The 20,855-nt window shown below is 69.8% G+C and carries 22 protein-coding genes; 1 reads left to right on the top strand and 21 read right to left on the bottom strand.

What is annotated here, in order from left to right; all coding sequences use genetic code 11:
* Positions 1–25 precede the first annotated feature (25 nt).
* Complete coding sequence (locus IO39_RS04355) at positions 26–616, top strand: cob(I)yrinic acid a,c-diamide adenosyltransferase (RefSeq protein WP_043616268.1); 591 nt, start codon at positions 26–28, stop codon at positions 614–616.
* A 111-nt stretch (positions 617–727) separates the two neighbouring features.
* Here IO39_RS04355 and IO39_RS04360 read toward each other — a convergent pair whose 3' ends face one another.
* From IO39_RS04360 to rho, 21 genes are all read right to left on the bottom strand, one after another.
* The gene (locus IO39_RS04360) at positions 728–1,108 is read right to left on the bottom strand and encodes a DUF2550 domain-containing protein (RefSeq protein WP_043616270.1); all 381 of its coding nucleotides are present in this window, start codon (positions 1,106–1,108) and stop codon (positions 728–730) included.
* A 28-nt stretch (positions 1,109–1,136) separates the two neighbouring features.
* Positions 1,137–1,538, bottom strand: a complete 402-nt coding sequence (locus tag IO39_RS04365; protein WP_043616272.1) for a F0F1 ATP synthase subunit epsilon — start codon at positions 1,536–1,538, stop codon at positions 1,137–1,139.
* A gap of 66 nt (positions 1,539–1,604) precedes the next feature.
* Positions 1,605–3,053 (bottom strand): F0F1 ATP synthase subunit beta, encoded by a 1,449-nt coding sequence (gene atpD, locus IO39_RS04370; protein ID WP_043616274.1) that lies wholly within the window; start codon positions 3,051–3,053, stop codon positions 1,605–1,607.
* A gap of 1 nt (position 3,054) precedes the next feature.
* Positions 3,055–3,957, bottom strand: a complete 903-nt coding sequence (locus tag IO39_RS04375) for a F0F1 ATP synthase subunit gamma (protein WP_043616276.1) — start codon at positions 3,955–3,957, stop codon at positions 3,055–3,057.
* Between the two features lie 3 nt (positions 3,958–3,960).
* A complete protein-coding gene (atpA, locus tag IO39_RS04380) occupies positions 3,961–5,610 on the bottom strand; it encodes a F0F1 ATP synthase subunit alpha (protein WP_043616279.1) in 1,650 nt (549 codons plus the stop codon).
* A 23-nt stretch (positions 5,611–5,633) separates the two neighbouring features.
* Positions 5,634–6,443 carry a F0F1 ATP synthase subunit delta gene (locus IO39_RS04385; RefSeq protein ID WP_043616283.1) on the bottom strand — a complete coding sequence of 270 codons (810 nt, stop codon included), beginning with the start codon at positions 6,441–6,443 and terminating at the stop codon, positions 5,634–5,636.
* Positions 6,443–6,994, bottom strand: coding sequence for a F0F1 ATP synthase subunit B (locus IO39_RS04390; protein WP_084772239.1), 552 nt, complete (start codon positions 6,992–6,994; stop codon positions 6,443–6,445). The genes IO39_RS04385 and IO39_RS04390 overlap by 1 nt, the downstream gene beginning before the upstream one ends.
* A 32-nt stretch (positions 6,995–7,026) precedes the next feature.
* Positions 7,027–7,257, bottom strand: coding sequence for an ATP synthase F0 subunit C (gene atpE / locus IO39_RS04395; RefSeq protein ID WP_043616287.1), 231 nt, complete (start codon positions 7,255–7,257; stop codon positions 7,027–7,029).
* Positions 7,258–7,329: 72 nt separating this feature from the next.
* Positions 7,330–8,121, bottom strand: coding sequence for a F0F1 ATP synthase subunit A (gene atpB / locus IO39_RS04400; RefSeq protein WP_043616296.1), 792 nt, complete (start codon positions 8,119–8,121; stop codon positions 7,330–7,332).
* 67 nt (positions 8,122–8,188) lie between these two features.
* The gene (locus IO39_RS04405) at positions 8,189–8,404 is read right to left on the bottom strand and encodes an AtpZ/AtpI family protein (protein WP_043616299.1); all 216 of its coding nucleotides are present in this window, start codon (positions 8,402–8,404) and stop codon (positions 8,189–8,191) included.
* A 64-nt stretch (positions 8,405–8,468) separates the two neighbouring features.
* Complete coding sequence (locus tag IO39_RS04410; RefSeq protein WP_043616301.1) at positions 8,469–8,891, bottom strand: Cg1360 family ATP-synthase-associated protein; 423 nt, start codon at positions 8,889–8,891, stop codon at positions 8,469–8,471.
* 130 nt (positions 8,892–9,021) lie between these two features.
* Complete coding sequence (locus IO39_RS04415) at positions 9,022–10,410, bottom strand: glycosyltransferase family 4 protein (RefSeq protein WP_063765209.1); 1,389 nt, start codon at positions 10,408–10,410, stop codon at positions 9,022–9,024.
* Between the two features lie 57 nt (positions 10,411–10,467).
* Positions 10,468–11,751 carry a serine hydroxymethyltransferase gene (glyA, locus tag IO39_RS04420; protein ID WP_043616303.1) on the bottom strand — a complete coding sequence of 428 codons (1,284 nt, stop codon included), beginning with the start codon at positions 11,749–11,751 and terminating at the stop codon, positions 10,468–10,470.
* Positions 11,752–11,816: 65 nt separating this feature from the next.
* Positions 11,817–12,188, bottom strand: a complete 372-nt coding sequence (locus IO39_RS04425; protein ID WP_043616760.1) for a hypothetical protein — start codon at positions 12,186–12,188, stop codon at positions 11,817–11,819.
* Positions 12,188–14,944: a hypothetical protein gene (locus IO39_RS54090; protein ID WP_157547885.1), complete on the bottom strand. Its 2,757-nt coding sequence runs from the start codon at positions 14,942–14,944 to the stop codon at positions 12,188–12,190. Before IO39_RS54090 ends, IO39_RS04425 begins: the two co-directional genes overlap by 1 nt.
* Before the next feature lie 88 nt (positions 14,945–15,032).
* Positions 15,033–15,680 carry an L-threonylcarbamoyladenylate synthase gene (locus IO39_RS04435; protein WP_043616304.1) on the bottom strand — a complete coding sequence of 216 codons (648 nt, stop codon included), beginning with the start codon at positions 15,678–15,680 and terminating at the stop codon, positions 15,033–15,035.
* 9 nt (positions 15,681–15,689) lie between these two features.
* Entirely contained in the window at positions 15,690–16,544 is an 855-nt protein-coding gene (gene prmC / locus IO39_RS04440; RefSeq protein WP_043616307.1) for a peptide chain release factor N(5)-glutamine methyltransferase, read from the bottom strand.
* Complete coding sequence (gene prfA / locus IO39_RS04445) at positions 16,541–17,593, bottom strand: peptide chain release factor 1 (RefSeq protein ID WP_043616309.1); 1,053 nt, start codon at positions 17,591–17,593, stop codon at positions 16,541–16,543. Before prfA ends, prmC begins: the two co-directional genes overlap by 4 nt.
* A 90-nt stretch (positions 17,594–17,683) precedes the next feature.
* Positions 17,684–17,902, bottom strand: a complete 219-nt coding sequence (gene rpmE, locus IO39_RS04450) for a 50S ribosomal protein L31 (RefSeq protein ID WP_043616312.1) — start codon at positions 17,900–17,902, stop codon at positions 17,684–17,686.
* Positions 17,903–17,970: 68 nt separating this feature from the next.
* The gene (locus tag IO39_RS59855; RefSeq protein WP_157547887.1) at positions 17,971–18,249 is read right to left on the bottom strand and encodes a histidine kinase; all 279 of its coding nucleotides are present in this window, start codon (positions 18,247–18,249) and stop codon (positions 17,971–17,973) included.
* Between the two features lie 250 nt (positions 18,250–18,499).
* Complete coding sequence (gene rho / locus IO39_RS04460) at positions 18,500–20,536, bottom strand: transcription termination factor Rho (protein ID WP_043616318.1); 2,037 nt, start codon at positions 20,534–20,536, stop codon at positions 18,500–18,502.
* Positions 20,537–20,855 lie beyond the last annotated feature (319 nt).

The following is a 20,855-nucleotide window of genomic DNA, read 5'->3' on the forward strand; positions in this document are numbered from 1 at the left end:
TGACATTTGTCATTACGCTGAGGCCATGACACGCGCCGACAAGGACAAGCCGGTCGTTCTCTCCCACATCTACACCCGCGCGGGAGACGACGGCACGACCGCGCTGGTCGACATGAGCCGTACGTCGAAGACCGATCCGCGGCTGGCGGCCTACGCCGACGTCGAGGAGGCCAACGCCCACCTGGGCCTGGCCCTGTCACACGGCACGTTCCCCGACGAGCTGGCGCGGGCCCTGTCCAGGATCCAGAACGAGCTGTTCGACGTCGGCGCCGACCTGGCCACCCCGGTCGTCGACAACCCGGAGTTTCCGCCGCTCCGGGTGGAGCAGTCCTACATCGACCGGCTCGAAGAGACGTGCGACCGGTTCAACGCCCAGCTCAAGCCGCTGCGCAGCTTCATCCTCCCCGGCGGCGACCCCGCCACGGCCGCGCTGCACGTGGCCCGCGTCACGGTCCGCAGGGCGGAGCGCACCACCTGGGCGGCGTTGCAGGCCCACGACGACATGAACCCGCTGACGGCGAAATATCTCAACCGCCTGTCCGACCTGCTCTTCGTCGCCTGCCGCGTCGCCCACGCCGGCGACGAGCCCCTCTGGAAACCCGGCGGCACCCGCTGAGACCTCGGGCCGCGCCGAAGCAGGGCGCTGTACGGCGCCGCCAGTCCACGTCGAGGTACGCGCTGGGCGGCGCCCGCTAAGCCAGGTCCGGGTATGCGTTGGACGGCGCCGCTAGGCAACGTCGAGGTACGCGCTGGGCGGCGCCGACTCCAGCCACGCCAGGAACCCCGTCATCGCGTCGGCGCTCATGGCCAGCGACACGCCCCGGGTGCTGCCCTCGCAGTCGACGGCGAACAGCCCGCCGTCGATCTCACGCCGGGCGGATACGACAAGGCCGCGCCTCGCGATCGCGTGGCGCGGCCTGAGTCGGACGCCGAGCAGCGGAATCCAATGAAGCTCCCCGTCGGCATAGCGGGCCACCCCGCTCTGCCACCCGCGGTCACCTACACGCAGGCGACAGGGCACGCTGCCCCGCGACCGGGCCAGCGTCACCCCGCGGAGCACGATGAGGGCGGCCAGCAGCACCACGAGAATCACAACCGTCGCTACCATGCCGCCCCCTGAAAGCCCGCTTGCTCTATTAAACCTCTTCGCCCGCCGCGCGCAGCCGGGCCCTGGCACGCTTGGCCTCGATCGCCGCGTCGGCGTCTTCCTGGTTGGCCTCGATCGAGGCCTGGGCCCGGTCGAGAGCGTCACGGGCAGCCGCGACGTCGACCTCGGAACCGAGCTCGGCCACCTCGGCGAGCACGGACACCTCGTCGTCGGCCACGGAGATGAAGCCCCCGTGCACCGCCGCGACGAGGTCACCCTCGCCCTCCCGCTTGACGCGCAGCACGCCGCCCTCGACGAGGACGCCGAGCACAGGTGCGTGTTGCGGCATAATACCGATCTCGCCGTCCACGGTCTTGGCAATCACCATGTCGGCCTCGCCCGACCAGATCTCACGCTCGGGTGAGACAACCCCTACGCGTAGCTTCGCCACTTGTGTAGGTTCCTTTCCGATCCAGGTGGTGGCACGGCCGCGGGCCGTGCCACCACCGTGGGGCGATTAGCGACGCTTGAGTTCCTCGGCCTTCGCGATGGCCTGATCGATGCCACCGACCATGAAGAACGCCTGCTCGGGCAGGTGGTCGTAGTCACCGGCGCACAGGCCCTTGAAGGAGGCGATGGTCTCGTCGAGCGGAACGGTCTCGCCCGGCTGGCCGGTGAAGGCCTCGGCCGCGTACATCGGGTGCGACAGGAAGCGCTCGATGCGGCGGGCCCGCTGGACGGTGACCTTGTCCTCCTCGGACAGCTCGTCGATACCGAGGATCGCGATGATGTCCTGGAGCTCGCGGTACTTCTGCAGGATCCGCTTGGTCTCCTGGGCCACCCGGTAGTGCTCCTCGCCCACGATCTGCGGGTCGAGGATGCGGGAGGAGGAGTCGAGCGGGTCCACCGCGGGGTAGATGCCCTTCTCCGAGATCGGCCGCGAGAGCACGGTCTGCGCGTCGAGGTGCGCGAACGCGTTGTGCGGGGCCGGGTCGGTGATGTCGTCCGCGGGGACGTAGATCGCCTGCATGGAGGTGATCGAGTGACCGCGCGTCGAGGTGATGCGCTCCTGGAGCACACCCATCTCGTCGGCCAGCGTGGGCTGGTAACCCACGGCGGACGGCATGCGGCCGAGCAGCGTGGAGACCTCGGAACCGGCCTGCGTGAAGCGGAAGATGTTGTCGATGAACAGCAGCACGTCCTGCTTCTGCACATCGCGGAAGTATTCCGCCATGGTCAGGGCCGACAGGGCCACGCGGAGGCGGGTGCCCGGCGGCTCGTCCATCTGGCCGAAGACGAGCGCGGTGTCCTTGAGGACGTCCGCCTCCGCCATCTCCAGCCAGAGGTCGTTGCCCTCACGGGTGCGCTCGCCCACGCCGGCGAAGCACGAGGTGCCACCGAAGTTGCGGGCGACCCGGCGGATCATCTCCTGGATGAGAACGGTCTTGCCCACGCCGGCGCCACCGAACAGGCCGATCTTCCCACCCTGCACGTACGGGGTGAGCAGGTCGATGACCTTGATGCCGGTGACCAGCAGCTCGGTGCGGGACTCGAGCTGGTCGAAGGCCGGGGACGGACGGTGGATGCCCCACCGCTCCTCGATCTTGAGCGACGCGGTCGGGACGTCGAGCGTCTCGCCCAGCGCGTTCCACACGTGGCCCTTGACGACGTCGCCGACCGGCACCGAGATCGGGCCGCCGGTGTCGGCGACCGACTGGCCGCGGACCAGGCCGTCGGTGGGCTGCATCGAGATGGCGCGGACGAGGTTGTCACCCAGGTGCTGGGCGACCTCGAGCGTCAGGGTCTTGGTCTCGCCGCCGAGGGTCACCTCGACCTTGAGCGCGTTATAGATGTCGGGCATCGCATCGACGGGGAACTCCACGTCGACGACGGCGCCGGTGACGCGTGCCACGCGGCCAGTGCCGGCCGCGGGGGCTTCTACAGTTTCAACAGCCTCTGCAGTCATTTCACTCTTTCCCCGCTGCGGCGTCAGCGAGCGCGTTGGCGCCACCGACGATCTCGCTGATTTCCTGGGTGATCTCGGCCTGGCGAGCCTGGTTCATCTGCTGGGTGAGCACCCGCATCAGCTCGTTGGCGTTGTCGGTCGCGGACTTCATCGCGCGCCGCCGCGCCGCCTCCTCGGAGGCGGCCGACTGGAGCAGCGCCGTGAAGATGCGGGACTCCACGTATCGCGGCAGCAGCGACTCCAGCACGTCGCCGGCGGTCGGCTCGAACTCGAAGTACGGCGGGATCGCGGTGGACTCGGTCGCCTCGGTCTCCTCGACCTCCAGCGGCAGGACCCGCTTGACCACGACGTTCTGGGTGAGCATCGAGACGAACTCGGTCGAGACGATGTGGATCTCGTCGATGCCGTTGTCGTCCTTGAACGAGTCGATCAGCGTGTTCGCGATCTCCTTGGCGTCGGCGTAGGCCGGCTTGCGGGAGAACCCGACCCAGCTGCCGCCCATCTCCCGGTTGCGGAAGGAGTGCCAGGTGACACCCTTGCGCCCGGTGACGAACGGCACCACGGTCATCCCGCGGCCCTCCAGCAGTCCGCGCAGGGCCTCGGCCTCGCGCAGCACGTTGGCGTTGAAGCCGCCGCAGAAGCCGCTGTCACTGGTGACGATGAGGACGCCCGCCTTGGCGGGGTTCTCCTTCGCCACGGTCAGCGGATGGTCGACGCTGGCCGCGTTGCTGACGACGCCGGTGACGGCGCGAGTGATCTCGCGCTCGTACGGCAGCGCCGCCTGCATCCGCTGCTGCGCCCTCACGATCCGTGAAGAGGCGATGAGCTCCTGGGCGCGCGTGATCTTCGCGGTCGACTTGACCGAGCTGATCCGCCGCCGCAGCAGCCTTAGCTGGGCACCCATGTCCTACTTCTCCGCCGCCGGACGGACGACCTTCTTGATCTTCTCCTGGCCGACCTCGTCGGCCGCCAGCGGAGCCACCGGCTCGTCCTTGACCAGCAGCTCACCCGAGGAGGTGGTGAAGCCCTTCTTGAACTCCGTGATGGCGTCCTTCAGGGCGGTCACCGTGTCGTCGCTCAGCTCGCGGGTCTCACGAATGGTGTCGAAGATACCCTTGTGCGAGGACTGGATGTAGTCGAGGAACTCACCCTCGAAGCGGCGGATGTCCTCGATCGGCACCTCGTCCAGCTCGCCCGTCGTGCCCGCCCAGATCGAGGCGACCTCGCGCTCGAGCGAGAACGGGCTGTACTGGGCCTGCTTGAGCAGCTCGACGAGCCGCTGACCGCGCTCGAGCTGGGCCTTGGAGGCGGCGTCGAGGTCGGAGGCGAAGGCGGCGAAGGCCTCGAGGTCGCGGTACTGCGACAGCGACAGACGCAGCGTGCCCGCGACCTTCCGCATGGCCTTGGACTGGGCGGAGCCACCGACTCGCGACACCGAGACACCGACGTTGATGGCCGGCCGGACACCGGCGTTGAACAGGTCGGTCTCGAGGAAGACCTGGCCGTCGGTGATGGAGATGACGTTGGTCGGGATGAACGCCGAGACGTCGTTGCCCTTCGTCTCGATGACCGGCAGACCCGTCATCGAGCCGCCGCCCATGTCGTCGGAGAGCTTGGCGCAGCGCTCCAGCAGCCGGGAGTGGAGGTAGAAGACGTCGCCGGGGAAGGCCTCACGGCCCGGGGGACGGCGCAGCAGCAGCGAGACGGCGCGGTAGGCGTCCGCCTGCTTGGTCAGGTCGTCGAAGACGATCAGGACGTGCTTGCCCTGGTACATCCAGTGCTGACCGATGGCCGAGCCGGCGTAGGGGGCGATGTACTTGAAACCGGCGGCCTCGGAGGCGGGAGCGGCGACGATGGTGGTGTACTCCATCGCGCCGGCCTCCTCCAGGCGGGCGCGCACCTGCGCGACGGTCGAGCCCTTCTGGCCGACCGCGACGTAGACGCAGCGCACCTGCTTGGTGGGGTCGCCGGAGGCCCAGTTCTCGCGCTGGTTGAGGATGGTGTCGACGGCGATCGCGGTCTTGCCGGTGCCGCGGTCGCCGATGATCAGCTGACGCTGACCGCGGCCGATCGCCGTCATGGCGTCGATCGCCTTGATGCCCGTGGCCAGCGACTCCTTCACGGGCTGACGCTGGACGACCGTGGGGGCCTGAAGCTCGAGGGCGCGCACGCCCTCGGCCTCGATGGCGCCCTTGCCGTCGAGCGGGTTGCCCAGGGGGTCGACCACGCGGCCGAGGAAGTTGTCGCCGACGGGCACGGACAGGACCTCGCCCGTCCGGCGGACCGTCTGGCCTTCCTCGATGCCGCTGAACTCGCCCAGGATGACGACACCGATCTCACGGGTGTCGAGGTTCAGTGCCAGACCGCGCGTGCCGTTCTCGAACTCGAGCAGCTCGTTCGCCATCGCCGAGGGAAGGCCGGAGACATGGGCAATGCCGTCGCCGGCGTCGACGACGGTCCCGATCTCCTCGCGCGCGGCGCCTTCCGGTTCGTACGCCTGGACGAAGCGCTCAAGCGCGTCCCGGATCTCGTCCGGCCGGATCGTAAGCTCCGCCATCTCTACTCTGTCTCCCTATTCGCCTAGCCGGCCAACCGGCGGCGGACTTCTTCGATTCGTCCCACAATGGTGGTGTCGATGATCTCGTCGCCGATGCGGACCGAGAACCCACCGAGCACTCGCTTGTCCACCTCGACGTTCAGGTGCACGTCGCGGCCGTAGGAGGTGCGCAGCCACGTCGTCAGACGCTGCTTCTGCGCCTCGGACAGCTCGACCGCGCTGCGCACCACCGCCACGAGGCGCTGGCGCTGCTGGGCCACGAGCTGGCCGACCTCTTCCAGGCCACTTTCCAGGCTACGTCCCCGCGGGTGCACAACGAGCTGCGTGACCAGCCGCAGGCTGGTCGGGGCGACCTTGCCGCCGAGCAGGTCGTTCAGCAGGGCACGCTTGCCCGCCTCGGACGCGCCCGCGTCGGTCAGCGCCCGGCGCAGGGCGGGGTTGGCGGCGACGATGCGCCCGAAGCGGAAGAGCTCGTCCTCCACCTCGTCGAGCCTGGACTGGCTCTCCGCCTCCGCCGCCGCGGCGACGACGCCGAGCCGTTCGAGCACGTCGGGCAGGTCGCTCCCGCGCGACCACCTGGCCGCCACCGCGGCCTCCGCGGTGGCCAGCGCGGCCTCGCCGACCTTGCCGCCGAGCAGCGCGCGCACCGCGCCCGCCTTCTGCTCGCCCGGCCTGGACGGGTCGGACAGGGCGCGGCGCAGGCCGTGCTCGCGGTCGAGCAGATCCGCGACCGCGAACAGCTCGTCGGAGAGCGCACCGAGGTCGGCGCTGCCGGCGACCGCGTTGAACCGCTCTTCGACGTCGGCCAGCGAGGCCCTGCTCAAACCGCGCATCAGCGCACCGCCTGCGCGTTGGAGCTCTCCAGCTCGTCGAGGAACCTGTCGACGATGCGGCTCTGGCGGGCCTCGTCCTCGAGGGACTCGCCGACGATGCGGCCGGCCAGGTCGGTCGACAGACGCCCGATCTCCGCGCGGAGCTGGGCGAAGGCGGCCTGACGGTCCGCCTCGATCTGGGCGTGCGCCGCCTCGACGAGGCGGCGGGCCTCGGCCTGCGCCTCCTCACGGAGCTCGGCCTTGATCTGGGCGGCCTGCTCGCGAGCCTCCTCGCGCAGCCGGGCGGCCTCGTGCCTGGCCTCGGCGAGCTGGTCGCGGTACTGCTGCTGCAGGGCCTGGGCCTCGGCCTGGGCCTCTTCCGCCCGCCTGATGCCGCCCTCGATCGCGTCGGTGCGCTCGGCCAGCGTCTTCTGGATGCGCGGAACGAGCATCCTTCCGACGACGAAGACGACGACGGCGAACGACAAGATACCGACGACAAGCTCGTAGTCGTGCGGCATGAGCGGGTTGCCGCCCTCCTCCGCCGCGAGGAGCATAGCTGCCTTAATCATGGACGCAGCCTTTCGTCAGAATTCTTCTGGTCTTAGATGCCCGCGAAGATGAAGGGCGCGACCAGACCGAGCAGGGCGAGGGCCTCGGTGAGGACGAAGCCGAGGAGCATGTTCTGGCGGATCAGGCCGTACGCCTCCGGCTGGCGGGCGATGGCCTGCACGCCCTGGCCGAAGATGATGCCGACGCCGATGCCGGGGCCGATGGCGGCGAGACCGTAACCGATGGCGGTGACGTTGCCGGAGACCTCAGCGAGAACGCTCATTGCTGTTATTCCTTTACTGGACGGCCGGTGATCGGTTGTTTCACCGGTCATGGATATTCCGGTATGTGGTTCTCAGTGATCTGGGTGCAGCGCGCCGCCGATGTACATCGCAGCCAGCATCGCGAACAGGAACGCCTGCAGGAACTGAATGAACATCTCGAACGCGGTGAAGATGATGGTCATGACCACGCCGATGATGCCGACGGGGGCCCCCAGCGGGGTCAGCTGCTCGAACAGGAACCAGAAGCCCACCATGCTGAAGAAGGCCAGCAGCATGTGACCGGCGAACATGTTCGCGAACAGTCGCACCGCGTGCGTGAACGGGGCGATGATCATGTTCGAGAGGAACTCGATCGGTGCGAGCAGCACGTAGATGAACTTCGGCAGCCCCGGCGGGAACATCATGTTCTTGAAGTAGCCGATGCCACCCTGGTGCTTGACGCCCAGGTAGATCTTGAGCACGTAGATCGAGATCGCCAGCACCGCCGGGAAGGCGATGTGGGAGGCCACCGGGAACTGCGCGAGCGGGATGACGCCGCTGAGGTTCCAGACCAGCACCAGGAAGAACAGGGAGAGCAGCAGGCCCATCCAGCGGTCGGCGTCCTTGCCCAGGAAGGGCCGGGCGACCTGGTCGCGGACGAACATGTAGCCGTACTCGACCACGTTCTGGACGCCTCGAGGCACGACCTTGGGGTTGCCGAACGCCGCCCAGGTGACACCGATCACCAGGATGGCACTGAGCACCGCCAGCAGAACGGGCTTGGTGAACCATTCGACCCCGGGGATGATCGGAGGCAGGTTGAACAGTTCGTCAGGCGTAGGCGCCTGGAACTGTGGGGGAGCTGGGGCCGTCAGCGCACTCACGCGGCGTTCCCTTCATCAACGTCGTAGTGTGGATCACAAGGGTTTCCCTCGGCGGAGTCTCCGCGGGTCAGCGAGAGAACTTCCGGTAGGCCAGGTAGCCAGCGAGCACCAGCCCAAGGACGATGCCTATGGGGAAGAACGCGGACATGTCCAGCCACCGGTCCAGCAACCACCCGATACCGCCATAGACGGCCATCCCTGCGAGAAGATAGCTGGGGATTGACCACATGGCGTCGGCGAAGTCGCGACCGTCTTCTTCCGGTCGGCGTTCCTGTGCGCTCATCGCGGCCCCGACGATAGCAGGCGAGTAGAGGACTAGTCATATCGGACCCCGTCCAGCGTCAGCCTCATGAGTCGCCCTTTCCGGGGACCTTGGCTTCGGGGTCGACGTAAAGCATTTTGGTCTTCATGAAGGCGCGGACCTCGAAGCCCGTCCAGACCAGGGTGCAGGCCACCACGGACCAGGCGAACGCCTGCGTGTTCCAGACCGTCGTGTCACGGAAGGCGGAGAGCACGACCATGATCGCGACCACCTTCACGAGGTAGCTCACCATCGCCGCGATCGCCATCATCTGCGGGGAGACGCGGGCCGCGAACGACACCGCCACCACGCTGATGGAGAAGAAGACGCCGACGAGCACGGTGCCGAGGGCGGCGCCCAGCGCGCCCTTGCCCCCCGCGAGAAGCAGGGCCACGACCACGGCGACCACCCCAACCGCGAGGGTCGGAATCGCGGCGCTCTTGAGTACGCGCACGTCGTTGGCCTGCATCGGTGCTCCATCAGCGAGTTATCAAGCGAGCGTTTGCTACCTCCATGACCGGTAGGTCTGGAGTCCCTGCTCGTGAAAGATATCACAAGCTCACGGAAGACCGCTTTTACCTGCCGTTTCTAGTTCGCGATCACTGACGACTCGGAAAGACAGGAATGACCGGATTGCCCTCTGTTGTCGCCCTTTGAGGCGAGGGTCCGTCTCTGGGTGGCATCGGGCGGCGCACCTGCGGGTCCGGCATGACCGGCGGCATCGGCGGCATCGGACGCCTGGCCGACGGATCCGGCATGGCACCCGGCATCGGCCGCCTGGCCTGCGGCTCGGGCAGGATCGGCGGCATCGGCCCAGTCGGCGGGCCGTCGTCGTCATCGGGGTGCTTGCCCCGGGGAGCGGAGTGCGCCCCGCCCCTTCCGCGCCAGCGCGGGGCCGCCATCAGCACCAGCACGGCCAGCGCCAGCACGGTGACCACCGGGAACATCAGCACCGGCACACCCTCGCGGGACATCAGCACCACGCCGAAGGAGAACAGGAACGCCCACGCGTACATGATCAGCACCGAGCGGCGCTGCGAGTGGCCGATGTCGAGCAGCCGGTGGTGCAGGTGGCCGCGGTCGGGCGCGAACGGCGACAGGCCGCGCGAGGTGCGGCGCACCACGGCCGTGATCAGGTCGACCAGCGGCAGGATCAGCACCCCGGCCGGCAGCAGCAGCGGGAGCAGGACGCCGACCTTGTTCATGTCGTCGATGGCGGCCGGGTCGAGCGGGGTCACCGTCACGATGGAGGAGGCGAGCACCAGCCCGATCAGCATGGCCCCGGTGTCGCCCATGAAGATCTTCGCCGGATGGAAGTTGTGCGGCAGGAACCCCAGGCAGGTGCCGATGAGCACGGCCGCGATGGCGGCGGTCGCGGTGATGTTGCCGGCGCTCATGCTCTGCGCCAGGAAGATCGAGTATGCCCAGGTCGCCATGGCCGCGATGCACACGATGCCGGCCGCCAGCCCGTCGAGCCCGTCGACGAAGTTGACCGCGTTGATGGTCACGACCACGACCAGGATCGTGATGATGGTGCTGAGCGTGGGGTCGAGGCTGATGGAGCCGCCCCAGTCCTTCGGCAGCGGGATGTAGAGCAGGCGCAGGTTGAAGAAGACGAGCACGCCGGCCGCCGCGATCTGCCCCGCGAGCTTGATGAAGGGGTCCATCCCCCACCAGTCGTCGAGGAAGCCGGTCACCGTGATGAGCCCGCCGGCCAGGATCAGCGCCATGAGCACGTTGGCGTCCACGTCGGCGTTGAACGCGCCCAGCGCCGCGCCGGTATGGGTGAGCTGGCCGGCCGTCAGCAGGCCCACGACCAGCCCGCCGTACATCGCCAGGCCGCCCAGCCGGGGCGTGGGCGTGGTGTGCACGTCGCGCTCGCGAACCTCGGGCATGGCGCCGATGCGGATGGCGAAGCGGCGCACGAGCGGGACCAGGAGATAGGTCACCGCCGCGGAGATGAGCGCCATGAACAGGTATTCGCGCACGAACCTAGTTTCCCGGATGCTCCGGCCCTCTGTGACCGGAAAACGACACAGACCTGCTTAATATTCGCTGAGATATGGACGGTGGATGGCAAGAAGCGCCGAAACCCTTTCCCTGACCTCCCCGGCCCCGTCCGGGTCCCGCACCGCCCGCGCCACCAGACTGCCGACTTCCTTGAGCTCCCTCGTACCCATGCCCTGCGTGGTCACGCACGGTGTGCCGACCCGGATTCCCGAGGTCAGCGCGGGCGGCTCGGGATCGTAGGGCACCACGTTGCGGTTGAGCGTGATGCCCGCCGCCGCGCACCTGCGCTCCGCCTCGGCCCCCGACACGCCCACTCCGCGCAGGTCGATCAGCGCCAGATGCGTGTCGGTGCCGCCGGAAACGGGCCGCATCCCCTCCACGTCCAGCGCCTCCGTCAGCGCCCGCGCGTTGTCGACCACCCTCCTGGCGTAACCGGCGAACTCCGGCCGCGCCGCCTCCGCGAACGCCACCGCCTTGGCCGCCACCACGTGCATCGACGGCCCGCCCTGCACGAACGGGAACACCGCCCGGTCGATCTTCGCGGCCAGCTCCCCGGTGCACAGGATCGCCCCGCCGCGCGGGCCGCGCAGCGTCTTGTGCGTCGCGAACGTCACGACGTCCGCGTACGGCACCGCCGACGGGATCGCGCCGCCCGCCATCAGCCCCGCCGGGTGCGACACGTCGGCCATCAGCCACGCGCCCACCTCGTCGGCGATGCCCCGGAACACCGCATAGTCGATCAGCCTCGGGTACGCCGTCGCGCCGCACACGATCAGCTTCGGCCGGCGCCGCAGCGCCAGGTCCCGCACCTCGTCGAGGTCGATGCGTTCATCGTCGCGCCGCACGCCGTACGGGACGACGTCGAACCATCTTCCCGAGAAGTTCATCCGGGAGCCGTGGGTGAGGTGCCCGCCGTGCGGCAGCGCCATGGCCAGCATGGTGTCGCCGGGCTGCAGCAGGGCGGCGTAGGCGGCCAGGTTCGCCGCGGCGCCCGAATGGGGCTGGACGTTGGCGTGCTCGGCCCCGAACAGCCGGCGCGCCCGCTCGACCGCCAGCCGCTCGGCCCGGTCCACGACCTCGCAGCCGCCGTAGTAGCGCCTGCCGGGGTAGCCCTCGGCGTACTTGTTGGTGAGGGTGGAGCCCAGGGCGGCCATGACGGCGGGAGAGGTGAAGTTCTCGCTCGCGATGAGCTGGATGCCGTCGCGCAGGCGATCGAGCTCGCCTATCAGGACCTGCGCGATCTCCGGGTCGCGCCGCTCCAGCAGGCCGAAGTCCGGGCCGTAGAAGCCCGGACCGGTGGCGCTGGGCACCGTCCCCATTTTCCCACTATACGATCAAATGCCCGTTTCTCCCATATGCCGCCTACGCCGGAAATTTCATCTCTTCAGTAGGCGTGGGGCGCGTTAGCCGTCGTTTGCACCCATCGCGGGGTATCAGCCGCCTCATCGCTGATGGCCGTCAACACGGAGTGACGGTAAAGCGCCAGCCTGGTGCGCCATTCGCGAATGTCACGCGCATACCGCTCCCCCACGGGCGCGTCCCACGTCTGAGGGCTCTTGGCCAGGTCGTACGCCCTGTCGAGCGCCGTACTGAGGCTCTCGAGCTGCGGCATGACGGCCTTCCACGCCTCCACCAGGCGCTGGTAGTCGGGATTGAACCGCCAGGCCCGCTGCGGGGCGTCCAGCGCTCCCATGGGCGGCACGGGCGGGGCCTCGTGCTCTCCTTTGGGCTTGGGCGCCGGCGGGTCAACGTACATCACGCCCTCCCTTCCCTCCTCGCACCCTCATCCCCCTCCATCCCATCGCTCTCCTTCCCCCGCTCCCCACCGCCGACCTCGAACCCACCGGCCTGAACCCCACCGCCAACCCCGAAGCCGCCGGCTTGATCACCGCCACCGGTATCGGAACCGCCGATCACTACGTGCGTGGTCCCGCCAGCCGGGCCGTAACCGGTTCCGCCCGAAGCCTCGTACGTCACCTCCGCGCCCACGATCGAGCTGCCCCCATAGACACTGACCTGAGCACCGTTGCCGGTCCCGGCTACCACGCCGGCACGGTCATCGATCGCCGCTGCCGACGTGCCGGCGGCAGCACCGGCGGACGTGTCAGCGGGCGTGTCAGCGGGATCGGTCGGCGGGATCTCGACAGGCCTCCCCTGCCCTCCCGCCCCCTGACCGGCACCGCCGCCTCCACCTGCACCCTGACCAGCGCTTCCTTGACCTCCAGCCTCCTGACCGGCACCGCCCTGACCGGCACCGCCCTGACCACCCGCACCCGGGCCGGCGTCACCACCACCACCGGCACCTGAACCCTGGCCGGAACTGCCCTGACCGTTTGCGTCCTGGCTTGCACCAGCGTCGCCACCCGCACCTTGGTCAGCGCAATCCCGCCCATCCGCACCCTGCCTGGCACCGCCCTGCCCGGCACCGCCCTGGCCAGCGCCACCGTCACCATCCGCACCCTGACCGGGGCCGCCCTGTCCGCCTGCACCCTGGCCGGCACTCCCCTGGCCACCCGCGTCCTGGCCAGCGTCACCGTAGCCACCTGAACCCTGGCCGCGACTGCCCTGACCGTCAGTCCCCTGGCCTGTGTCTTTCTGGCCGCCTTGTTCCTGGCTACCGCCGGAGTCCTGGGGCGGGCGGTCGCCCGTCGATGGCTGATCGGGGGTGCTGTTCTTGGCGGAGTCGCAGTCGCTCCCGTTGGTGCCCGCGTCGGCGATCGGGGTGGTGGTGTCCGGCCGCTGAGGGGTGGAACCGGCGTTGGTGGCGTCGCTGATCCAGCCGTTGCCGTTCGTCGCGTTCGTCACACGGTCGGAATCCACGGGGACCTGCGGCATCTCGGCCGGGTGTACGGCGTCGGGGTTCCTGAGCATGTCCTCGATCGTCATCGGGGCGGGTGGGTCGAGGGGCACCTGCACCACCCTCATCCCATCGACCACCACGACCTGTGGCTGCGTGGCATCCGACCCGTTTTCGACGGAGGCACCCGTCACACCGCCGTCCGACCCAGTTCCTCGATCACGCCCGTACGCTTCGCTCCCCTGATCACGCCCGTAAGCCTCGGGCCCCTGATCACGCCCGCTGCCCACGTCGTCGACCTTCGGCTGACCAACCGGCTGCTCGCCAATCTTTCCCCCGGCAGCCCCATCCCCGCAGTCCTGCCCAGGTCCGGCGTCTCGCCCGGTTCCGGTGTTCTGTCCGGTTCCAGTCTCCTGTCCGGTTCCAGTCTCCTGTCCGGTTCCCGTGCCCTGGCCGATCCCGGTTCCACCGCCCTGACCCGTCCCCGTGTCCTGCCCGACCCCATCGCCCTGGCCGACCCCGACACCTTGCCCGGTTCCAGGGTCTTGCCCGGTTCCAGTGCTGTTGCCTTGGCCCACGCCGTTTCCGGTCCCAGAGTCCTGGCCGGTCCCGGTGCCCTGACCGATGCCGGTGCCCTGGCCCATCCCGGTGCCCTGGCCGGTTCCTCCGTCTTGGCCGGGCTCGTCGCACTGTCCGGTTCCAGTTCCTTGGTCGGGCCCCTTGTCCTGGCCGTTCCCGGTTCCGGCGTCCTGCCCGGCCCCTTGGCCCGTGCCCGTGTCCCGACCGGTGCCCGTGTCCCGACCGGCACCCGCGTCACGGTCGGCACCGGTGTCACGGTCGGCACCGGTGTCACGGCCGGTGCTCGTGTCGCCGACTCCCGTGTCTCGCCCGGTGCCAGTGTCGCGGCCGGTGCCGGACTCGATGCCGGTGCCCTCGCCAGGTCTGCTGCCTCGGTCGTTGCCGGTTCCGGAGTCCTGGCCCGTCCCGGTTCCCTGTTCGGTTCCCGTGCCCTGGCCGGTTCCGGTGCCCCGTCCGGTGTCCTGATCCGTCCCGGTTCCGGTGCCCCGGCCGGTGCCCGTGTCCTTGGTGTCGTCGCAGGCCCGCCCGTCGGATTCGGGCCTGCCCTCCGAGCCGGTCTTCCCGTCCGAGCCCGTCTTTCCGTCCGAGCCGGTCTTCCCGTCGGAATCGGTCTTGCCGTCAGGGCCCGACTTTCCGTCTGAGCCAGTCTTTCCGTCCGAGCCGGTGCCTCCATCGGAGCCGGTGCCTCCATCGGAGCCGGTCCTTCCGCCGGCATCGGGTTTGCCGTCGGCGTCGGGTTTTCGGTCGGTGTCCGTCGTGCCGTCCTTGCCGGTTCCGGTTCCGGTTCCGGTGCCCGTGCCGGGGCCGTCGGGGCGGGGTGGGTCGTCGGCGCGGGGGTTCTCGTACCTGTCGCGGCCCCCGCGTACGTCCTTCTGCTCGCCGTCACCCGGAGCGGGCGGAGTGGGCGGGTCGACGCGCTTCTCCAGCACCCCGAGCCGGACGTTGACATCCTTGACCAGCTCGTCGGCCAGGTCGGCGATGTGGGCGGGACGGTGGGTGGGCGAGCCGGACACGCCGGCGCCGCGCATGGCGACGCGGACCCTCTGCTCGACCGTGCGCATCCGCGTGGCCGCGCTCTTCACCTCGGCCAGCAGGTCACGGACCAGCTTGGGGTCCATGCCGTCGTATTTGCCCATGGGCCGCTCCCGGACGTATCACCGCTCCCGGGCTCACCGTAATCACGACCCGGGCACGATGGCGGCCGGAATAAGCAGCGGGTATACGTCAGTCGTCGGTGGCGACGTAGCCGATGATGCCGCGCAGCTTCTCCACCGGGATGGCCCCGCGCCGCAGCAGCCGGGGCACGGCCGTGGTGAGGTCGAGGATGGTGGAGGGCGTCTGGTCGGTGGTCTTGCCGCCGTCGAGGTAGACCGCGACCGACTCGCCGAGCTGCTCCTCGGCGTTCTCCGCGGTGGTCGCGGCGGGCGCGCCCGAGCGGTTGGCGCTGGAGACGGCCATCGGCCCGGTCTCCTTGAGCAGGTCGAGCGCCACCGGGTGGAGCGGCATGCGCACCGCCACCGTGCCCTTGGTGTCGCCCAGGTCCCAGGAAAGGGCCCTGTTGGCCTTGCAGACGAGCGTGAGCGGCCCCGGCCAGAAGGCGTCTATCAGGTCCTGCCCGTACGGCCCCAGGTCCTCCACGAGCGCTGTGGCGGCTCTGACGGTGCCCACCAGCACCGGCGGCGGCATGTCGCGCCCCCGGCCCTTGGCGTCGAGCAGCTTGGCGACGGCCGCGGGGGTGAAGGCGTCGGCGCCGATGCCGTAGACGGTGTCGGTCGGCAGCACCACGAGCTCTCCGCGGCGTGCGGCGGCGGCGGCCTCCGTCAGGCCCTCGGCCCGCTGGTCGAGGTCGGAGCAGTCGAAACGTCGTCCCACGGCGGAATCCTAATCCTGGCCCAGTCTGGCCGTGACGAAGCGGTCTCTTCTGGTGAGGTCCTGGCGCAGGCGCACGTCACGCCAGCCGTTGTCCTCGGGGAAGGTCAGGTAGACGGCCCTGCCCTGCTCATCTGCGTGTTCCACGGCCACCCAGCCGCCCGGGCGCAGCAGGCGGCGGGCCGTGCGCTCCACCGCGCGCACCTCGCCGAGCCCGTCGTCGCCCGAGCCGTACAGGGCCCTGGAGGGATCGTAGTCGCGCACCTCGGGGTCGCGCGGGATGGCGCCGGGCGGGATGTAGGGCGGGTTGGAGATGACCAGGTCGACCTTGCCGTTGAGCTCGGGCAACGCCTCGGCGAGGTCTTCCGGGTGCAGGTGGGTGCGGCCCTGGCCCAGCTCGGTGATGTTGCGCTTGGCCCAGGTGTACGCGGCCGGATCGACCTCCACGGCGTGCACCTCGGCCAGCGCCACCTCCTGGGCGATGGACAGCGCGATCGCGCCGGAGCCCGTGCCGAGATCGACGACGAGCGGCGCGGTGACGTCCATCTCGCGCAGCGTCTCGATGGCCCAGCCGGTCATCACCTCGGTCTCGGGCCGCGGCACGAACACCCCGGGCCCGACCGCCAGCTCCAGGTAGCGGAAGTAGGCGTGGCCGGTGATGTGCTGCAGCGGCTCGCGCGCCTCGCGGCGGGCGACTCCCTCCCAGAACAGGGCGTCGAAGTCGGAGTCTTTCACCGTGTGCAGCTCGCTTCTGCGCACGCCGTGGACGAACGCCGCGATCTCCTCCGCGTCGGTGCGCGGCGAAGGAACGCCTGCCTCGGCCAGCCGGGCGGTGGCGAGCGCGATTTCGTCCAGAAGGAATGTCATGAGTGTTGTGCGAGCTTCTCCGCCATCTCGGCGTCGATGAGGGCCTGGGTGACGGCGGTCAGCTCGCCGTCGAGAACCTGGTCGAGGTTATACGCCTTGAAGCCGACGCGGTGGTCGGAGATGCGGTTTTCCGGGAAGTTGTAGGTGCGTACGCGCTCGGAGCGGTCGACGGTGCGGACCTGCGACTTGCGCTCGGCCTGGGCGGCGGCCTCGGCCTCCTCCTGGGCGATGGCCAGCAGCCGGGCCCGCAGGATGCGCAGGGCCGACTCCTTGTTCTGGAGCTGGCTCTTCTCGTTCTGGCAGGAGACCACGACGCCGGTGGGCAGGTGGGTGATGCGGACCGCGGAGTCGGTGGTGTTGACGCTCTGGCCGCCGGGGCCGCTGGAGCGGTAGACGTCGATCCGCAGGTCGTTGGGGTCGATCTGGACGTCGACCTCCTCCGCCTCCGGGTAGACGAGCACGCCCGCGGCGCTGGTGTGGATGCGGCCCTGGGACTCGGTGACGGGCACCCGCTGCACGCGGTGGACGCCGCCCTCGAACTTGAGCCTGGACCACACGCCCTCGTCGCCCTTGGCCCTGATGCCGACCGTGACGTCTTTGTAGCCGCCGAGGTCGGAGGGCTGGCTGTCGATGATCTCGGTCTTCCAGCCGAGCCGCTCGGCGTAGCGGAGATACATCCGCAGCAGGTCGCCGGCGAACAGCGCGGACTCCTCGCCGCCCTCGCCCGCCTTGATCTCCATGATGATGTCCTTGTCATCGTTGGGATCACGCGGGATGAGCAGGTGCCGGAGCTTCTCCTCCAGCTGCGGGACGCGCGCTTCGAGCTCCGCGGCCTCGGCCGCGAACGTCTCGTCCTCGCCGGCCAGCTCCTTGGCGGCCGCCAGGTCGTCGCGGACCGACTCCAGCTCGCGGTAGGTGCCGACGATCGGCGTGAGCTGTGAGTAACGCTTGCCGAGCGTGCGGGCCTTGGTCTGGTCGGCGTGCACGGCGGGGTCGGCGAGCTGCAGCTCCAGCTCGGAATACTCCTTGAGCAACTCGTCGAGATTCACCGTGCGTCCTTTTTCGTGAAGTTCGGCCGATTCACCAACAACGCCGACCCGGCGCACGAGAGTGGTGCGGCCGAGTCGGCGTGGGTGAAGCTACTTGCCCGTGGCCTTCTTGCCGAAGCGCTTCTCGAAGCGCGCCACCCGGCCGCCCGTGTCGAGGATCTTCTGCTTGCCCGTGTAGAACGGGTGGCAGGCGGAGCACACGTCGGCGTGGATCACGCCGTTCTTGGCGGTGCTGCGGGTGGTGAAGGTGTTACCACAGGAGCAGCTGACCTGCGTCACGTGGTAGTCGGGGTGGATGTCGCGCTTCATCGCTGTCCTTTCGGGGTGCGGCCGCCGGGTCGCCTTCACGCATGGCGTGAACCGGAACCGCAAAACGGTCAGCTACCAGTGTGCCAGATCGTGCAACCATCCCAGGCCATCGGGCATTCCCGCGACCGGGCACGACGCCGCCACACCGCCACCGACAGCAGCCGCTGCTGGGCGCCGTCGTGCAGGTCGCGCTCGATCCTGCGCCGCTCGGCCCCGGCCGCGTCGCCCCTCCTGGCCCTGCCTGCCCGCGCCCGCAGTTCCTCGCCGCCGCCCAGCAGCACCGTGGCGAGCCTCCCGCGCCCGCAGTTCCTCGCCGCCGCCCAGCAGCACCGTGGCGAGCCTCCCACGCCCGCAGCTCCTCGCCGCCGCCCAGCAGCACCGTGCCGAGCCTCCCACGCCCGCCTCGCACGTGCGCACGCCCTCGCACGCGCACGCCCTCACGCGCCCGCCCCCGCGCGTGCGCACCCCCGCGTGCGCGCCCGCCCCCGCGCGCGACGTTCTGGGGCGGAACCAGGGGTTTCCGGCCTGGCATCTGTGCGGACGCACGCGAAAGGGGCGGCGGGAAGTGCTCCCGCCGCCCCTTCTCGGACCGAGACGCTAGTCGCGGTCGTTGCTCACCGTGGTCTTCTGGACCTGAAGGAGGAACTCCGCGTTGGACTTGGTCTCCTTCATCTTCTCCAGGAGCAGCTCCAGCGCCTGCTGCATGTCGAGCGCGTGCAGGACGCGCCGCAGCTTCCAGACGATCTGCAGCTCTTCCTTGGCCATGAGGATCTCTTCCTTACGGGTGCTGGACGCGTCGACGTCCACCGCGGGGAAGATGCGCTTGTCGGCCAGGGAGCGGTTGAGCTTGAGCTCCATGTTGCCGGTGCCCTTGAACTCCTCGAAGATGACCTCGTCCATCTTGGACCCGGTCTCGACCAGGGCCGTGGCGAGGATCGTCAGCGAGCCGCCGTTCTCGATGTTGCGGGCGGCGCCGAAGAAGCGCTTGGGCGGGTAGAGCGCCGTGGAGTCGACACCACCCGACAGGATGCGCCCGGACGCCGGCGCGGCCAGGTTGTAGGCGCGGCCGAGGCGGGTGATCGAGTCGAGCAGGACGACCACGTCGTGGCCCAGCTCCACCAGGCGCTTGGCCCGCTCGATGGCGAGCTCGGCGACCGTGGTGTGGTCTTCGGCGGGACGGTCGAAGGTCGAGTGGATGACCTCGCCCTTCACCGACCGCTGCATGTCGGTGACCTCTTCCGGCCGCTCGTCCACGAGCACGACCATCAGGTGGCACTCGGGGTTGTTGCGGGTCAGCGCGTTGGCGATGGCCTGCAGCACCATCGTCTTGCCGGCCTTGGGCGGCGAGACGATGAGGCCGCGCTGGCCCTTGCCGATCGGGGAGACGAGGTCGATGATCCGCGTGGTGAGGATGTTCGGCTCGGTCTCCAGGCGCAGGCGCTCCTGCGGGTAGAGCGGCGTCAGCTTGTTGAAGTCGGGCCGGTTGCGGGCCTGCTCCGGGTCCATGCCGTTGACGGTGTCGAGGCGGACCAGGGCGTTGAACTTCTCGCGGCGCTCGCCCTCGCGCGGCTGGCGGACGGCACCGGTGATGACGTCGCCCTTGCGCAGGCCGTTGCGGCGGATCTGGGCCAGCGAGACGTAGACGTCGTTGCTGCCCGGCAGGTAGCCGCTGGTCCTGACGAACGCGTAGTTGTCGAGGATGTCGAGGATGCCGGCGATCGGGATGAGCACGTCGTCGTCGCCGATGACCGGGTCGCCGCCCTCGAAGCGCTCGCGGCCACGGCCGCGGTTGCGCTCCCTGAAGCGGCCCCTGCGGCTGCGCCCGCCGCGCTCGTCGTCGTCGCCGCCCCGCTGGTCGCCGCGCTGGTCGCCGCGGCTGCCCGCGTCGGCGGCGGCGCGCTCGCGCTGCTCGCCACGCCCGCCGTCACGACCGTCGCGGCCGTCACGACCGTCACGGCCATCACGGGCGTCGCGACCGTCACGGCCGCCGTCGCGGCTCTCGGCGCGGCCGCCCTCACCGCGGTCGCCGCCACGGTCGCCGCCACGGTCACCGCTCCGGTCGCCGCGCTCACCGCGCTCGCGGCGCTCGCCGCGGCTGCGGCGCTCGCGCCGGCTCTCGCCGCGGTCGGCCCGCGACTCGCCCTGCCCGGTCTCCGCGGGCTGGGCCTGCTGCTCGACGACCGGCTCCGCCACGGCGGCGACGGGCTCGGGCGCGGCGGCCACGGGCTCGGGGGCCGAGATCGCGGGGGCCGCGGCGGGCTGCGGAGCGGGCTCCTCAGCCGGCTTGTCGGCGGTCTTGCGGGAACGTTCCCTGCGGGTGCGGGTGGGCCGCTCGGCGGCGGGCGCCGCCTCGGCGGAGGCCGGGGCGGTCGACTCGGCCTCAGTCGGCGCGCCTTCTCCGGAACCGCCACCCTGCTTCTCCTGGATGGCCGCGATGAGCTGGCTCTTCCGCATGCGCCCGGTCCCGCTGATGCCCAGCTCCGCGGCCATCTTCTGCAGCTCGGGCAGCACCTTGGCGGACAGGCCGGTGCCGGAGCGACGCGCACGCGGCTTGGCCGGGGCGCGGGTGGGGGTGTCGCCGGACGCCGGCTCTGCGCCTGATGCGTCGGAGAGGAGTTCGGTGGTGTCGCTCAACTAAAAGGTCCTTCCCAGGGGTCGGGCGCCGGTTTCGTTCTTCCGGGCGTCCCGGAGGTGCTTGCGATCCGGCGGGACAGACCGGGTCGGGGTGCACTTTTGCGATCTTCGGCTGTCGATGGAGACGGCCGCCACTCTTGGGTTGGGGTTCGTCCACGCCGCCGATGGCCCTTGGCGCGTGGCAGACACCCCTGGATTGCTGTCGCCAACCAGATGTCGAGATGATTCGAACGCGCAGATCCCCGTCGTCGCCACCTCACGTTGAGCCAACCGGGTGTGGGCCATCCGGAGGCAACGGATTCCGGGGAGACAGCCGCGC

The organism is Nonomuraea candida (assembly GCF_000725485.1).
In the GTDB taxonomy this organism is placed as follows: Bacteria; Actinomycetota; Actinomycetes; order Streptosporangiales; family Streptosporangiaceae; genus Nonomuraea; species Nonomuraea candida.

Excerpts from the sequence above, each read along its gene's own strand:
- IO39_RS04410 (WP_043616301.1), bottom strand. The coding sequence starts at position 8,891 with ATGCAGGCCAACGACGTGCGCGTACTCAAGAGCGCCGCGATTCCGACC.
- IO39_RS04360 (WP_043616270.1), bottom strand. The coding sequence starts at position 1,108 with ATGGTAGCGACGGTTGTGATTCTCGTGGTGCTGCTGGCCGCCCTCATC.
- IO39_RS04390 (WP_084772239.1), bottom strand. The coding sequence starts at position 6,994 with ATGATTAAGGCAGCTATGCTCCTCGCGGCGGAGGAGGGCGGCAACCCG.
- IO39_RS04405 (WP_043616299.1), bottom strand. The coding sequence starts at position 8,404 with ATGAGCGCACAGGAACGCCGACCGGAAGAAGACGGTCGCGACTTCGCC.
- atpE (WP_043616287.1), bottom strand. The coding sequence starts at position 7,257 with ATGAGCGTTCTCGCTGAGGTCTCCGGCAACGTCACCGCCATCGGTTAC.
- IO39_RS04425 (WP_043616760.1), bottom strand. The coding sequence starts at position 12,188 with ATGTACGTTGACCCGCCGGCGCCCAAGCCCAAAGGAGAGCACGAGGCC.
- atpD (WP_043616274.1), bottom strand. The coding sequence starts at position 3,053 with ATGACTGCAGAGGCTGTTGAAACTGTAGAAGCCCCCGCGGCCGGCACT.
- IO39_RS54090 (WP_157547885.1), bottom strand. The coding sequence starts at position 14,944 with ATGGGCAAATACGACGGCATGGACCCCAAGCTGGTCCGTGACCTGCTG.
- IO39_RS04375 (WP_043616276.1), bottom strand. The coding sequence starts at position 3,957 with ATGGGTGCCCAGCTAAGGCTGCTGCGGCGGCGGATCAGCTCGGTCAAG.
- IO39_RS04355 (WP_043616268.1), top strand. The coding sequence starts at position 26 with ATGACACGCGCCGACAAGGACAAGCCGGTCGTTCTCTCCCACATCTAC.
- IO39_RS04385 (WP_043616283.1), bottom strand. The coding sequence starts at position 6,443 with ATGCGCGGTTTGAGCAGGGCCTCGCTGGCCGACGTCGAAGAGCGGTTC.
- atpA (WP_043616279.1), bottom strand. The coding sequence starts at position 5,610 with ATGGCGGAGCTTACGATCCGGCCGGACGAGATCCGGGACGCGCTTGAG.
- prmC (WP_043616307.1), bottom strand. The coding sequence starts at position 16,544 with ATGACATTCCTTCTGGACGAAATCGCGCTCGCCACCGCCCGGCTGGCC.
- glyA (WP_043616303.1), bottom strand. The coding sequence starts at position 11,751 with ATGGGGACGGTGCCCAGCGCCACCGGTCCGGGCTTCTACGGCCCGGAC.
- rpmE (WP_043616312.1), bottom strand. The coding sequence starts at position 17,902 with ATGAAGCGCGACATCCACCCCGACTACCACGTGACGCAGGTCAGCTGC.